Origin of the sequence: Streptomyces sp. ICC4 (genome assembly GCF_003287915.1) — a bacterium.
Lineage (GTDB): Bacteria > Actinomycetota > Actinomycetes > Streptomycetales > Streptomycetaceae > Streptomyces > Streptomyces tritrimontium.
Genome location: NZ_CP030286.1, coordinates 2,912,585 through 2,926,167 on the forward strand (window position 1 = coordinate 2,912,585; position 13,583 = coordinate 2,926,167).

A 13,583-nucleotide genomic window follows, 5' to 3' on the forward strand; every position below is an offset into this window, starting at 1 on the left:
TGTGGAGAACATGATCGCGCTGCTGGTAGCAGCGCCCCTGCTCGGAGCGGTGGTGCTGCTCTGCGGCGGCCGCCGCCTCGACAAGGCCGGCCACTGGATCGGCACCCTGCTCGCCGCCGCCTCCTTCGGCATCGGCCTCACCCTCTTCGCCGACATGCTCGGCAAGGGCGCCGAGGACCGGACCTTCCACCAGCGGCTGTTCAGCTGGATTCCGGTGGAGGGCTTCCAGGCCGACATCGGCTTCCAGCTCGACCAGCTGTCGATGACCTTCGTCCTGCTGATCTCCGGGGTGGGCACGCTCATCCACGTGTACTCCATCGGGTACATGGAGCACGACGAGCGCCGCCGCCGCTTCTTCGGCTACCTCAACCTCTTCGTCGCCGCGATGCTGCTCCTGGTCATCGCCGACAACTACCTCCTGCTGTACGTCGGCTGGGAGGGCGTGGGCCTCGCCTCGTACCTCCTCATCGGCTTCTGGCAGCACAAGCCCAGCGCGGCCACCGCCGCGAAGAAGGCCTTCCTGGTCAACCGGGTCGGCGACATGGGCCTTTCGATCGCCATCATGCTGATGTTCACCACCTTCGGAACCTTCGCCTTCGGCCCGGTCCTCGGCTCGGTCTCCGAGGCCGGCGAGGGCAAGCTGACGGCCATCGCCCTGATGCTGCTGCTCGCCGCCTGCGGCAAGTCGGCTCAGGTGCCGCTGCAGTCCTGGCTCGGCGACGCGATGGAGGGCCCGACCCCGGTCTCGGCCCTCATCCACGCGGCGACCATGGTCACCGCCGGCGTCTACCTGATCGTCCGCTCGGGCGCCATCTTCAACGGCGCGCCGGACGCGCAGACCGCGGTCGTCGTGGTCGGCGCCGTCACGCTGCTCTTCGGTGCGATCGTCGGTTGCGCGAAGGACGACATCAAGAAGGCCCTCGCCGGCTCGACGATGTCGCAGATCGGCTACATGATCCTGGCGGCGGGCCTCGGCCCCATCGGATACGTCTTCGCGATCATGCACCTGGTCACGCACGGCTTCTTCAAGGCCGGGCTCTTCCTCGGCGCGGGTTCGGTCATGCACGGCATGAACGACGAGGTCGACATGCGCAAGTACGGCGGGCTGCGCACGTACATGCCCGTCACCTTCGTGACCTTCGGCCTCGGCTACCTCGCCATCATCGGGTTCCCGGGCCTGTCGGGCTTCTTCTCCAAGGACATGATCATCGAGGCCGCCTTCGCGAGGGGCGGCACCCAGGGCTGGATCCTCGGCGGAGTGACCCTCCTCGGCGCGGCGATCACCGCCTTCTACATGACCCGGGTCATGCTCCTCACCTTCTTCGGCGAGAAGCGCTGGCAGCCCGACGCGAACGGACACGCGCCGCACCCGCACGAGTCCCCGAAGTCCATGACCATCCCGATGATCGTCCTGGCCTTCGGCTCGGTCTTCGCGGGCGGCTTCTTCGGCATCGGCGACCGGTTCCTGAAGTGGCTCGAGCCCGTCACCGGGCACGAGCACGGCCACCCGCCGGTCAGCGCCCTGACGGTGACCCTGGCCACGATGGTCGTCCTCGTCATCGGGGTCGCCATCGCCTGGGCGATGTACGGCAGGAAGCCCGTCCCGGTCATCGCCCCGCGCGGCTCGCTCCTCACCCGGGCGGCCCGGCGGGACCTCTACCAGGACGACTTCAACCACGTCGTCCTGGTGCGCGGCGGGGAGCACCTGACCCGCTCCCTCGTCTACGTCGACCACAGCCTGGTCGACGGAGTGGTCAACGGGACGGCCGCCGGAGTCGGCGGGCTCTCGGGCCGGCTGCGCAAGCTGCAGAACGGCTACGCCCGCAGCTACGCGGTCTCGATGTTCGGGGGCACGGCGATCCTGATCGCCGCGACCCTGCTGATGAGGGCGGTGTGAGATGAGTTTCCCGCTTCTGACGGTGACGGCCGCGGTACCCGCGGTCGGCGCGATCCTGACGGCGGCCGTCCCGGCCGCCCGCCGGACCGCGGCCAAATGGCTCGCCCTGTTCTTCTCGCTGGCGACCCTGGCCCTGGCCGTGCTCGTCGCCGTCCGCTTCGAGCCCGGTGGCGACCGCTACCAGCTCACCGAGTCCCACGCCTGGATCCCCGACTTCGGGCTCCGCTACGAACTGGGCGTCGACGGCATCGGGGTGGCGCTCATCGCGCTCACCGCCGTGTTGATGCCGTTCATCATTCTGGCTGGGTGGCATGACGCCGACCCGTTGGAGAACAAGAGCCAGCGCTGGCGGCCGACCCAGGGCTTCTTCGCCCTGATCCTGCTGGTCGAGGCGATGGTGATCATCTCCTTCGAGGCCACCGACGTCTTCCTCTTCTACATCTTCTTCGAAGCCATGCTCATCCCGATGTACTTCCTCATCGGCGGCTTCGGGGACCGGGCTACTTCCTCCCAGTCAGCCACTGCCGCGGCGGGCGGGTCCGATGAGAACGCGGCCGCGCAGCGCTCGTACGCGGCGGTCAAGTTCCTCCTCTACAACCTGGCCGGCGGCCTGATCATGCTGGCCGCGGTCATCGGGCTGTACGTGGTCGCAGGGAACTTCTCGCTCCAGGAGATCGCCGCCGCCCGCGCCGCGGGCACGCTCGACATGGCGACCAACACCGAGCGGTGGCTGTTCCTCGGCTTCTTCTTCGCCTTCGCGGTGAAGGCCCCGCTGTGGCCGCTGCACACCTGGCTGCCGAACGCGATGGGGGAGTCCACCGCCCCGGTCGCCGTCCTGATCACCGCGGTCGTCGACAAGGTCGGCACCTTCGCGATGCTCCGCTTCTGCCTCGGGCTCTTCCCCGAGGCCAGCAAGTGGGCCACTCCGGTGATCCTGGTCCTGGCCCTGATCAGCATCGTCTACGGCGCGCTGGTCGCGGTCGGGCAGCGCGACATCAAGCGGCTGATCGCCTACGCCTCGATCTCGCACTTCGGCTTCATCGTCCTCGGCATCTTCGCGATGACCTCCCAGGGCCAGTCGGGCGCGACGCTCTACATGGTCAACCACGGGATCTCGACGGCGGCGCTGATGCTGGTGGCCGGCTTCCTGATCTCGCGGCGCGGCTCGCGCCTCATCGCCGACTACGGCGGCGTGCAGAAGGTGGCCCCGGTCCTCGCCGGCACCTTCCTGATCGGCGGGCTGGCCACCCTGTCGCTGCCGGGGCTCGCCCCGTTCGTCAGCGAGTTCCTGGTCCTGGTCGGCACGTTCGCCCGCTACCCGGTCGCCGGCATCATCGCCACCTTCGGCATCGTGCTGGCCGCCCTCTACACGCTGGTCCTCTACCAGCGCACCATGACCGGCCCGCTGAAGGAGGAGCTCCGCACCATGCCGGACCTGCGCCTGCGCGAGGTCCTGGTCGTCGCCCCGCTGATCGCCCTGCTGATCGGGCTGGGCGTCTACCCGAAGCCGCTGACCGAGATCGTCAACCCGGCGGTGGAGCACACCATGTCGGACGTGAAGCAGACGGACCCGAAGCCCGAGGTGGGCGTCGTGGCCGAGCACGCCGAGCACGCCAAGAAGGGGGAGGCGGCGAAGTGAGCACCGTGACTGCTGCCCAGAACCTGCTGCCGACACTGGCGGCAGCGGCGCCGATCGACAAGATCCCGGCGCCGCACATCGAGTACGCCCAGCTCTCGCCCACGCTCATCGTGCTGGGAGCGGCGATCATCGGAGTCCTCGTCGAGGCCTTCGTCCCGCGCAAGGCGCGCTACTACACGCAGGTGTTCCTCGCCGTCGCCGCGCTGGCCTCGGCCTTCGCGGCGGTGGTGGGGCTCGCCGCCGGCGGGTACGGATCCACCAAGGCGCACATCGCGGCCATGGGGGCCGTGGCCGTCGACGGCCCGGCGCTCTTCCTGCAGGGCACCATCGTGCTGGCCTCGATCGTGGCGATCTTCACCTTCGCCGAGCGGCGCCTGGACCCGGCCGCCCACGGCAACCGGGTGGACTCCTTCGCCGCCCAGGCGGCGTCCGTACCGGGCAGCGACAGCGAGAAGGAAGCCGTCAAGGCGGGCTTCACCACCACCGAGGTCTTCCCGCTCGCCCTGTTCGCGGTCGCCGGAATGCTGATCTTCCCCGCGGCCAACGACCTGCTGACGCTGTTCGTGGCCCTGGAGGTCTTCTCCCTCCCGCTGTACCTGCTCTGCGCCGTCGCCCGCCGCCAGCGGCTGATGTCGCAGGAGGCCGCCGTCAAGTACTTCCTGCTCGGCGCGTTCTCCTCCGCCTTCCTCCTCTTCGGCATCGCGCTCCTGTACGGCTACGCGGGCTCCGTCTCGTACGCGGTCATCGCGGAGGTCGTCGACGGCACCGTCGCGAACGTCGATCCGGCGCTCGCCGGCACCATGGGCAACGACGCGCTGCTGCTGATCGGCGGCGCGCTCATCCTGATGGGCCTGCTCTTCAAGGTCGGCGCGGTCCCCTTCCACATGTGGACCCCGGACGTCTACCAGGGCGCTCCGACGCCGGTCACCGGCTTCATGGCGGCGGCGACGAAGGTGGCCGCCTTCGGCGCCCTCCTGCGCCTGCTGTACGTGGTGCTGCCGGGCCTGCGGTGGGACTGGCGGCCGGTCATGTGGGGCGTCGCGATCGTCACGATGCTCGCGGGCGCGGTGATCGCCGTGACCCAGACCGACGTCAAGCGGCTCCTGGCCTACTCCTCGATCGCGCACGCCGGTTTCATCCTGGCCGGTGTGATCGCCACCTCGGCGGAGGGCGTCAAGTCCGTCCTCTTCTACCTGGGCGCGTACTCCTTCGTGACGATCGGCGCGTTCGCGGTGGTCACCCTGGTCCGCGACGCGGGCGGCGAGGCGACGCACCTGTCGAAGTGGGCGGGCCTCGGCCGTCGTTCGCCGCTGACGGCGGCGGTCTTCGCGGTCTTCCTGCTCGCCTTCGCCGGCATCCCGCTGACGTCGGGCTTCTCCGGCAAGTTCGCCGTGTTCAAGGCGGCGGCGGAGGGCGGCGCGGGAGCGCTGGTCGTGGTCGGTGTCATCTCGTCCGCGATCGCCGCGTTCTTCTACATCCGGGTGATCGTCCTGATGTTCTTCAGCGAGCCGAAGGCGGACGGCCCGACGGTGGCCGTCCCCTCCCCGCTGACGATGACGACGATCGCGGTGGGCGTGGCGGTGACGCTGGTCCTGGGCGTGGCCCCGCAGTACTTCCTGGAACTGGCGGGCAGCGCGAGCACGTTCGTCCGCTGACCGTACCGAGCACGCCGAAGGGCCCGGCCCCCCCGTGGAGGGGGCCGGGCCCTTCGGCGTGCGGGCCTGGTCGTCCTAGTGGCCGCCGTGGTCGTGCTCGGCGGCGGGCTTCTCCGGGGTACCGGGCTTGGCGGGGCAGGTCAGGGCCGGGTTCCAGTTGTGGAAGCGGCCGGCCGGATTGTCCTCGTACGCCCACAGGTGGAGGTCGTAGTGCTTGGGCATGCCCGCCCAGTGGCCGGGCATGGGGCCGTCGAACGGCAGCCCGAACATGCTCGGCCGGTCGTCGGTGGTCTTCAGGTCCTGGTCCCGGTCGGTGGACATCCACTCCACCGTCTGGAGCTTGCGGCGGCCGTGGCGGTCCTTCGCGGTGCTGTAGAGGAGCGCGGCCGGTTTGGCCGGGTCCGTCGAACCCCAGTTGGCTTCCTTGACGTAGTGGTAGCCCATGGTGCCCACCCCGAACGGGTTGGTCATGCACTCCTGGCCGTGCGGAAGGTAGCCGTCCTTGATCGCCGCCCGCTCGTCGACGTACTTGGCGGTCACCGCCATCGCCGTCGCCATGTCCCGCATGGCCTGGCGGTTGCGCGGGTCGGGCGCGGGCCCGTCGACCCCGTGGGCCGGGGCGACGGCGGACAGGCCGAGCGATATGGCGGCCGCGCAGGTCAGGAAGGCCTTGCGGGGGCGGAGGGACATCGGGGCTCCTGCCGTTCGGGGACTTTGGTCCACCATCCCGGCGCCGCGGCGGGCCCGCATGCGGCGTGCCTCCGAACGGGGGTCCGGGGGCGGGCCGGTCAGGCCGGACGGGTGGTTCCCGGGCGGCAGCGCACGTCCGGGTTGTAGAGCGCGAACCGGCCGCTCGGGTTCTCCTTCCACAGCCAGACGCGCAGGGTGTAGTGGGCGGGCTGGCCCGGGAACTTTCCGGGGATCGGCCCGTTGAACGCGGCCCCGAAGAGGTTCGCGGGGCGGTTCGGACCGGTGGAGGTCCACTCCAGGGCGACGAGCCTGCGGCTGCCCCGGACGTCGTCCTCGTAGATCAGGGCGGTGGGCTTCGAGGGGTCGCGGGAGTCGTCGTGGGCGTGGTTGAAGTGGGGGTAACCGAGCCCCCCGGCCCCGGGCTTGCCGGGGACGCAGTAGGTGTCGGGCACGTAGCCGGCGGCGGTGGCGGTACGGGTGTGCTGGTACTTGGCGGTCGCGCGGTACGCGGCGGCGAGCTGGAGGGAATCGGCCGGTGCCGGTGCCGGTGCCGGTGCCTGCGGCGCGAGGGCGGGGGCGGCGCCGGCCAGGGCCAGGGCGGCCAGGGCCAGGAGGCCGGCAACAGGGATCATCCCCGCAGCCTGCGCTCCGGCTGCCGCCCCTGCCAGACGACTGACCCGACGAGCCGCCCCCCAACCGGGTCGGGCCGGTGCAGCCCCGCCGGCGCGCCCGGAGCCCCTCCCGGCCCCTCCCAGCCCCGCCGGCGTTGGAGGCGCGGGTCCGGGCCGGCCCGGGGAACGGTGGAAGGGTGGGTAGGGGACGAGCCCCGCGCAGCGGAAGCCCGGTGGTCGTGCGCGGCGCCGCTGTTGCGGCCGGCGCCGTAGTCGGCGGCGAGGGCGTCCTCCAGGGGGAGGACGCCGCTGGGGTAGCCGCCCGCCAGGATCTGGTGGAAACGGTGGGGTGGGGGGAAGATCCGCCACCCCGCCGTTTCCGGTCGTCCAGAGGTGTGGACGCGGCGTCACATCACTGCGCGGCGCCCACGATGCGGCCGGTGACCTCGCCGAGGCCCACACGGGTGCCGTGGGCGCCCGGCGCCCAGGCGGTGAGGGTGACGGTGTCCCCGTCCTCCAGGAAGGTGCGCTTGCCGTCCGTGAGCTCGATGGCGTCGCGGCCGTTCCAGGTGAGCTCCAGCAGCGAGCCGCGCTGGCCGGTCTCCGGGCCGCTGACGGTGCCCGAGCCGTAGACGTCGCCGGTGCGCAGGGAGGCGCCGTTGACGGTCATGTGGGCGAGCTGCTGGGCGGCGGTCCAGTACATCGACGCGAACGGCGGGTGCGCCACCTCCTGCCCGTTGATGGAGACGGTGATGTGCAGGTCGAAGCCGCCGGGGCGCTCGGCGGCGGCGTCGTCCAGGTAGGGCAGGAGCGGGAAGTCGCGGGCGGGCGGGGTGACACGGGCCCCGTCCAGGGCCTCCAGCGGGGTGACCCAGGCGGAGACGGAGGTGGCGAAGGACTTGCCGAGGAAGGGGCCGAGCGGCACGTACTCCCAGGCCTGGATGTCGCGCGCGGACCAGTCGTTGAGCAGGAACAGGCCGAAGACGTGGTCCTCGAAGTCGCCCAGGGCCACCGGGCTGCCCAGCTCGGAGGGGGTGCCGACGACGAAGCCGACCTCGGCCTCGATGTCGAGCTTGACGGACGGCCCGAAGACGGGCGCCGGGTCGGCGGGCGCCTTGCGCTGCCCGGAGGGGCGTACGACATCGGTGCCGGAGACGACGATCGTCCCGGCGCGGCCGTGGTAACCGATCGGCAGGTGCTTCCAGTTGGGGGTCAGCGCGTCGCCGTCCGGGCGGAACATCTGCCCGACGTTGGTGGCGTGGTGCTCGCTCGCGTAGAAGTCGACGTAGTCGGCGACCTCGTACGGGAGGTGCAGCACGACCTCGTCCAGCGGCAGCAGGTGCGGCTCCACGGCGGGCCGGTGGCCGGGGTCGGTGACCCAGGCGGTCAGCGCGCGGCGCACGTCGTGCCAGGCGGTGCGGCCCGCGGCGAGCAGCGGGTTGAGCGTGGGCTGTCCGAGCAGTCCGGTGTACGGGGACCCGAGCGCGGCGGCGGCCGCCCCCGCGTCGAGCACGTGGCCGCCGATGCGGACGCCGATCCGGCGCCGGGCCTCACCGGCGGTGGAGAACACGCCGTAGGGGAGGTTGTGCGGCCCGAACGGGTCGCCCTCGGGAACATCGAGGGGGCTCTGCTGGGGCATGGGGTACTGCCTCGCTTTCGACGCGGTCCGGGGGTGTCCCGGGAGCTTGTTGACACGTTACGGGGCTGGTGGGGCGTGCGGGAGGCCGGATTCGGGCACTATTTGTAGGACTTGTCCGAGCGGGTCCGTATCCTTGAACCCGTGACTTCCGCCCTCCCCTATGCACTCGTGGCCACCGACCTGGACGGGACTCTGCTGCGCGCCGGAGACACCGTCTCGGCCCGCTCCCACACCGCTCTCGCCGCCGCCCGTGCGGCCGGCGCCCGGCACATCATCGTGACAGGCCGCCCCGTCCCGCAGGTCCGCCACGTCCTGGACGGCCTCGGCTACACGGGGCTCGCGGTGTGCGGGCAGGGCGCGCAGGTCTACGACGCGGCGGCCGGGCTGCTGCTGCACTCCGTGGCCATGGACCGGGAGCTGGCCGAGGTCGCGCTCGGGAAGATCGAGGCGGAGGTCGGGGAGGTCTACGCGGCGGTCAACCAGGAAGGCCTCGACGCGGAGATGCTGATAGGGCCGGGCTACCGGATGTGGCACCCGCACCTGCCGACGGTGCGGGTGGCGCGGCGGTCCGACCTCTGGGCTTCGCCGATCAACAAGGTGCTGCTCCAGCACCCGCGGCTGTCGGACGACGAGCTGACGGCGGTGGCCCGTTCGGTCGTCGGGGACCTGGTCAACGTCACGATGGCCGGGGAGCACACGGTCGAGCTCCAGCCGCCGGGCATCGACAAGGCGAGCGGGCTGGCGGTGGCGGCGTCGCTTTTGGACGTCACCGGGTCGTCGACCATCGCCTTCGGCGACATGCCGAACGACATCCCGATGTTCGCGTGGGCGGGCCATGGTGTGGCGATGGCGGGGGCGCACCGGGAGCTGTTGGCCGTCGCGGATGAGGTCACGCTCTCGAACGAGGCGGATGGTGTCGCGGTGGTGCTGGAGCGGGTCTTCGCCTGAGGGTCGGCTGCCGGGGACCAGTCCCCGGACCCCTGCGCCTCAAACTCCCCCAGCTACCGCTGGGAGGGGCCCCCGGGCGGGCTGGATGTGGCCGGCGCGGGCGTTTGTGTGTACGTGGCGGGGTGGGTCGGGGCGCCCACGGAACTCCCCCCGGAGGGCTGCCGCTGGTGACTCCCTGGCCGGCCGCCTCCGCGGCGGCCGCCCCGGGGGCCGCCGGCGTACCGCGGCCGCCGGGCACGGTGCGGCTCAATCCCGGATCCGCGGGCCGCGGTCCCGCAGCATGGAGGGATGAGCGAGACTGAGTTCACCTACACCCTGTACGTCCAGGCCGACCCCGCCCGGGTGTGGCAGGCCCTGACCGAGCCCGCGTTCACCCGCCGCTACTGGGGGCTCGGGTTCGAGACGGACTGGCGGGTGGGATCGACCATGGACTGGGTCGAGCGCGGGGCTCGGACCAGCGATCCGGAGCAGGTGGTCCTGGAGTGCGTGCCGCACCGGCGGCTCTCCTACACCTGGCACACCTTCACCCCGCAGTGGGCGGCGTCCGCCGGCATCTCCGAGGAACTGCGCGCCCGACTGGCGGGCGAGCGGCGCACGAAGGTGACGTACGAGATCGAGCCGGTCGGCGACACGCTCGCGCGGCTGACCGTCCTCCACGAGAACTTCGAACCGGGCGGCACGCTCCTGGGCATGTGCAGCCGGGCCTGGCCGATGCTCGCGTCCAGCCTCAAGACCCTCCTGGAGACCGGTGCTCCGCTGCCGGAACAGGGCCACACGAGCGAACAGGGCTCCGGCGGCTACGAATCCCACGACGCGCAGGGCTGACGGCGGACGGCTGATGCTCCGGTGCCACCCTCACGCTTCGGTGCCACCCTGACCGCCGACCGTTCACCGGGGTCGTGTGGAATGGCCGCATGGGGAGAGACGACTACCGGATACCTCAGGAGGCAGCCCGGTGAACGAGGCCGAGGACACGTCCGAGGAGGACGTGCCGTCCGAGCACTGGCGCTACGCCCGGCACCTGGAATCGCTGGCCGCCGCCTCCGGCGAGCCGGAGGAGGCCGAAGTCGTGGCCGCGGTCCTGCGCGACCCGGATCCGGTGATGGCCGAGAGCGCGGTCGTCACCCACCTGGACCGGCGGGCGGTGCGGCTGCTGGCCGACGATTCCTTCCCCGCCTGGGCGCAGGCCATGGGCGCGGCCCTCGGCGGCCGCACCTTCGCGGCCCGCCGGCTGCGGGAGTGGACCCTGCTGAAGGCGGTCACGCGGGGCGAGCCCTGGTCCCGGGAGGAGCTCCTGGAGTCCTCTGACTGGTGTCAACGCACGGCATCCCAGTCCCTGCACGTGGAAGAGGCCCTGCGGCTGCTCGCTGCCGAAGGCCGTACCCGCCGCGTCCGCAACGCGGCGGCCCAACGGCTGCTGCGGCGGGCCTCCGTCACCTAGCGCCGTGACCGTACCTAGTGCTGTGACCCCGGGGTGCGGTCTGCGCACCCCGGGGTCACGGTCGCGGACCGGGGTCCGCTACTTCGTGCCGCGCCGCACCCGGGCCGCCGCGCGGGCCTCCGCGGCCTGCCTCGCCTCGATGGTCTTGCGGGACTCCTTGCCCTTCCCGGGCCGCCCGGGCCGGGTGCCGATCCCGCGGAAGCCGAGGTCCGTGCCCGAAGGCCGGCCCTTGGCGTCGGTCGCGGCGGCGCCGGCCAGCGGGACCCCGGACGGGGCCTTCGCCCCGGTGATCCGGCTCAGGGCCGCCTCGCCGGAGCGGACCTGGGTGATGGTCGGCCGGATCTTGGCGTCGGCCATCAGCCGGACGATGTCGCGGCGCTGGTTCGGGGTGACCAGGGTGACGACCTTGCCGGACTCGCCGGCCCGCGCCGTGCGGCCGCCCCGGTGCAGGTAGTCCTTGCTGTCGGCCGGCGGGTCCACGTTGACCACGAGGTCGAGGTCCTCGATGTGGATGCCGCGCGCGGCGACGTTGGTCGCGACCAGGACGTTCAGCAGGCCGTCCTTGAACTGCCCGAGCGTCCGGGTGCGCTGCGGCTGCGACTTCCCGCTGTGCAGCCCCTCGGCCCGTACGCCCATGGCCCGCAGGTGCTTCACGAACTGGTCGACGCCGTGCTTGGTGTCCAGGAACATCAGCACCCGGCCCTCGCGCGCCGCGATCTCGGTCGCGGCCGAGACCTTGTCGGCCGCGTGGATGTGCAGCACGTGGTGGTCCATCGTGGACACCGAAGCGGACTGCGGGTCCACGGAGTGCCCGACGGGGTCCTTCAGGTACCGCTGGACCAGCTGGTCCACGTTGCGGTCCAGGGTGGCGGAGAATAGCATCCGCTGGCCGGCGTGGTGCACCTGGTCGAGGATCTCGGTGACCTGCGGCATGAACCCCATGTCGCACATCTGGTCGGCCTCGTCGAGGACCACGATCTTCACGCGCTCGAGGTGGACGTCGCGCCGCCCGATCAGGTCGCTGAGCCGCCCGGGGGTGGCCACCACGATCTCCGCGCCGGTGCGCAGCGCGCCCGTCTGCTTGCCGATCGACAGGCCGCCGACGACCGTGGCCATGCGCAGCTTGAGGGCCTGCGCGTACGGGGCCAGGGCCTCGGTCACCTGCTGCGCCAGTTCGCGCGTCGGTACGAGGACCAGGGCGAGCGGCCGCTTCGGATCTGCCTGCTGGCCCGCCGTGCGGGCGAGCATGGCCAGGCCGAAGGCGAGCGTCTTGCCCGAGCCGGTGCGGCCGCGGCCCAGGATGTCGCGGCCCGCGAGGGAGTTGGGGAGGGTCGCCGCCTGGATGGGGAAGGGCTCCGCCACTCCCTGGTCGGCCATCGTCGTCACCAGCTCAGGGGGCAGGCCGAGCTCCGAGAAGGCCTCGACCGGCGGCAGCGCCGGCGTGGTCGTCCGGGGCATGGAGTACTCGCCCTGGGGGCCGAGGGTCCGGGGGGTCTTGCCGCCGCCCTTCGCACCGCCCTTCGAGCCTGCCTTGGCTCCGGCCTTGATGCCGAAGCGCCCATGAGCTGACGGGTTCTTCATGCAGAACCTTCCGTGAGACGTGCAAGACGTATAAGACGTACAAAACGTTCGAGAATGCGACGTGAACGTCGCGAAAATCGCGAAAAGGCAAATTTTACCATCGGGTCTAAGGGGTGACGGGCCCGAGTTCGCCGGCCCGCACGCGGTCCAGATGGGCGGTGACCTCGGCCGTCGCCCTCCCGAACCAGTCCGCGATGACGGCGACCTCATCGGGGGAGTACTCGGCGAACACCGCGCCGAGCCGTGCGTAGAAGGGCTCGTAGACGGCGAAGACCCGGGCGGCGGCGGCCGGGTCGGCGACGACCCGCACCCGGCGCCGGTCGGCGGGGTCGGGCTGCCGGCTCGCGTACCCGGCGCGCTCCAGGCGGTTGAGGACCCCGGTCACGGCTCCGGTGGTGAGGTTCGTGAGCTCGGCGAGGTCGCCCGCGCCGAGAGGGCTCTCCCCGGCGCCAAGGATGTGGCCCAGGCAGGTGAGGTCCGTGACGTTCAGCCCCAGCAGCTGCGCCACCTCCTGCTGGCCGATGATGCCGAGGGCGACGTACCGGTCCATGCGCGAGAGCGCCTCCTGGACCGTGGCCGCGGGGCGGGGCTTGCCCTGCACGCGGATACTCCTTAGCATCTAAATTACTTAGCTCGTGAGATAAATGGCTTTCTCCGTGAGAGAACGCCTTGCGAGCCTACTGAACGCAGGGGAGAACGATGAGCGCTCACGGCCATGTAGACCTCGGCCACACCCTGGCCGGCTGGACCGGTACGGCGATCGCCCTCGTGGGCTGTACGGCGGCCGGCGCGGCCCTGTGTGCGTCCTGGGCCCCCGGCATCTGGATCGGCCTCGGGATCGTCGCGGTCGCGGGGCTCGCCACCTGGCTGCTCCACCTCGCCGGCTGGGGAAAGCCGAGCGGCCCCCGCCCGGAGGACCAGTGGGACTGGCGGGTCCGCGACACCGTCGCGCACGGCGGCCATGCCGACTGCCTCGGCTGCCGGGTCAGCGGGGCGCGCCGGGCCCTCGCGGCAACCCCTCGGTCCCGGTCCGCCGCGTCGTTGCCCGCCGCGGACAGCGGCGCCTGAAGGCCCGTACGGAGGCCGCTCCCCCTTTTCACGGACGGGGCGGAGAAAAGTTCGAATATCCGGAAGCACCCCGGTTGGCCGCGCTTGGCGTGTGCTCGGGCCGATCAATGGGCAGGATCGGGTCCGGCCGCGTGTGCGGCCGGTGGAACGTTGTGAAGGATCAGTACAGATGGCAACTGGCATCGTGAAGTGGTTCAACTCCGAGAAGGGGTTCGGCTTCATCCAGCAGGACGACGGTGGCCCCGACGTGTTCGTGCACTTCTCCGCAATCCAGACGACCGGCTTCAAGGAGCTGGCGGAGGGCGCGAAGGTCGAGTACGACGTGACGCAGGGGCCGAAGGGACCCCAGGCGGAGCAGGTGGTCGCCATCGGCTAGTGCTGTGACCGGAAAGGCTCACCGGGTCACAGCACTGC

The 13,583-nt window shown here is 71.5% G+C and carries 13 protein-coding genes; 8 read left to right on the forward strand and 5 right to left on the reverse strand.

The window, feature by feature from the left end; genetic code table 11:
- Position 1: 1 nt before the first annotated feature.
- Genes nuoL through nuoN form a run of 3 tightly spaced genes read left to right on the forward strand, consistent with a single transcriptional unit; the run spans position 2 to position 5,191 of the window.
- Entirely contained in the window at positions 2-1,897 is a 1,896-nt protein-coding gene (gene nuoL, locus DRB89_RS13575) for an NADH-quinone oxidoreductase subunit L (RefSeq protein WP_112449177.1), read from the forward strand.
- A 1-nt stretch (position 1,898) separates the two neighbouring features.
- Complete coding sequence (locus DRB89_RS13580; protein WP_112449178.1) at positions 1,899-3,536, forward strand: NADH-quinone oxidoreductase subunit M; 1,638 nt, start codon at positions 1,899-1,901, stop codon at positions 3,534-3,536.
- A gap of 35 nt (positions 3,537-3,571) precedes the next feature.
- Positions 3,572-5,191 (forward strand): NADH-quinone oxidoreductase subunit NuoN, encoded by a 1,620-nt coding sequence (gene nuoN, locus DRB89_RS13585; RefSeq protein ID WP_112453478.1) that lies wholly within the window; start codon positions 3,572-3,574, stop codon positions 5,189-5,191.
- A 75-nt stretch (positions 5,192-5,266) separates the two neighbouring features.
- On the opposite strand, the gene DRB89_RS13590 is transcribed toward nuoN, so the two are convergent.
- The 3 genes from DRB89_RS13590 to fahA all read right to left on the reverse strand — a co-directional run bounded on the left by DRB89_RS13590 (position 5,267) and on the right by fahA (position 8,131).
- On the reverse strand, positions 5,267-5,881 hold the full coding sequence (locus DRB89_RS13590) for a hypothetical protein (protein ID WP_112449179.1): 615 nt from the start codon (positions 5,879-5,881) through the stop codon (positions 5,267-5,269).
- Positions 5,882-5,979: 98 nt separating this feature from the next.
- On the reverse strand, positions 5,980-6,513 hold the full coding sequence (locus DRB89_RS13595; protein ID WP_112463288.1) for a hypothetical protein: 534 nt from the start codon (positions 6,511-6,513) through the stop codon (positions 5,980-5,982).
- A 391-nt stretch (positions 6,514-6,904) separates the two neighbouring features.
- The gene (fahA, locus tag DRB89_RS13605; protein ID WP_112449181.1) at positions 6,905-8,131 is read right to left on the reverse strand and encodes a fumarylacetoacetase; all 1,227 of its coding nucleotides are present in this window, start codon (positions 8,129-8,131) and stop codon (positions 6,905-6,907) included.
- Positions 8,132-8,272: 141 nt separating this feature from the next.
- Here fahA and DRB89_RS13610 point away from each other — a divergent pair, with 141 nt between their 5' ends.
- The 3 genes from DRB89_RS13610 (at position 8,273) to DRB89_RS13620 (ending at position 10,520) form a co-directional block, all read left to right on the forward strand.
- Complete coding sequence (locus DRB89_RS13610) at positions 8,273-9,079, forward strand: HAD family hydrolase (RefSeq protein ID WP_112449182.1); 807 nt, start codon at positions 8,273-8,275, stop codon at positions 9,077-9,079.
- A gap of 288 nt (positions 9,080-9,367) precedes the next feature.
- Positions 9,368-9,904: an SRPBCC family protein gene (locus DRB89_RS13615; protein ID WP_204357752.1), complete on the forward strand. Its 537-nt coding sequence runs from the start codon at positions 9,368-9,370 to the stop codon at positions 9,902-9,904.
- A gap of 130 nt (positions 9,905-10,034) precedes the next feature.
- Positions 10,035-10,520, forward strand: coding sequence for a hypothetical protein (locus tag DRB89_RS13620; RefSeq protein WP_112449240.1), 486 nt, complete (start codon positions 10,035-10,037; stop codon positions 10,518-10,520).
- A gap of 78 nt (positions 10,521-10,598) precedes the next feature.
- Here the strand turns inward: DRB89_RS13620 and DRB89_RS13625 are convergent, their stop codons facing one another.
- Both DRB89_RS13625 and DRB89_RS13630 read right to left on the reverse strand, forming a co-directional pair.
- Positions 10,599-11,978, reverse strand: coding sequence for a DEAD/DEAH box helicase (locus DRB89_RS13625; RefSeq protein ID WP_239516777.1), 1,380 nt, complete (start codon positions 11,976-11,978; stop codon positions 10,599-10,601).
- A 229-nt stretch (positions 11,979-12,207) separates the two neighbouring features.
- Positions 12,208-12,702, reverse strand: a complete 495-nt coding sequence (locus DRB89_RS13630) for a MarR family transcriptional regulator (RefSeq protein ID WP_112449242.1) — start codon at positions 12,700-12,702, stop codon at positions 12,208-12,210.
- Positions 12,703-12,800: 98 nt separating this feature from the next.
- Between DRB89_RS13630 and DRB89_RS13635 the strand changes: the two genes are divergently transcribed.
- Both DRB89_RS13635 and DRB89_RS13640 read left to right on the forward strand, forming a co-directional pair.
- Positions 12,801-13,169: an HGxxPAAW family protein gene (locus tag DRB89_RS13635; protein WP_112449243.1), complete on the forward strand. Its 369-nt coding sequence runs from the start codon at positions 12,801-12,803 to the stop codon at positions 13,167-13,169.
- A 169-nt stretch (positions 13,170-13,338) separates the two neighbouring features.
- Positions 13,339-13,545 carry a cold-shock protein gene (locus DRB89_RS13640; protein WP_112449244.1) on the forward strand — a complete coding sequence of 69 codons (207 nt, stop codon included), beginning with the start codon at positions 13,339-13,341 and terminating at the stop codon, positions 13,543-13,545.
- Positions 13,546-13,583 lie beyond the last annotated feature (38 nt).

Excerpts from the sequence above, each read along its gene's own strand:
- DRB89_RS13595 (WP_112463288.1), bottom strand. The coding sequence starts at position 6,513 with ATGATCCCTGTTGCCGGCCTCCTGGCCCTGGCCGCCCTGGCCCTGGCC.
- DRB89_RS13635 (WP_112449243.1), top strand. The coding sequence starts at position 12,801 with ATGAGCGCTCACGGCCATGTAGACCTCGGCCACACCCTGGCCGGCTGG.
- fahA (WP_112449181.1), bottom strand. The coding sequence starts at position 8,131 with ATGCCCCAGCAGAGCCCCCTCGATGTTCCCGAGGGCGACCCGTTCGGG.
- DRB89_RS13640 (WP_112449244.1), top strand. The coding sequence starts at position 13,339 with ATGGCAACTGGCATCGTGAAGTGGTTCAACTCCGAGAAGGGGTTCGGC.
- DRB89_RS13590 (WP_112449179.1), bottom strand. The coding sequence starts at position 5,881 with ATGTCCCTCCGCCCCCGCAAGGCCTTCCTGACCTGCGCGGCCGCCATA.
- DRB89_RS13615 (WP_204357752.1), top strand. The coding sequence starts at position 9,368 with ATGAGCGAGACTGAGTTCACCTACACCCTGTACGTCCAGGCCGACCCC.
- DRB89_RS13580 (WP_112449178.1), top strand. The coding sequence starts at position 1,899 with ATGAGTTTCCCGCTTCTGACGGTGACGGCCGCGGTACCCGCGGTCGGC.
- DRB89_RS13625 (WP_239516777.1), bottom strand. The coding sequence starts at position 11,978 with ATGCCCCGGACGACCACGCCGGCGCTGCCGCCGGTCGAGGCCTTCTCG.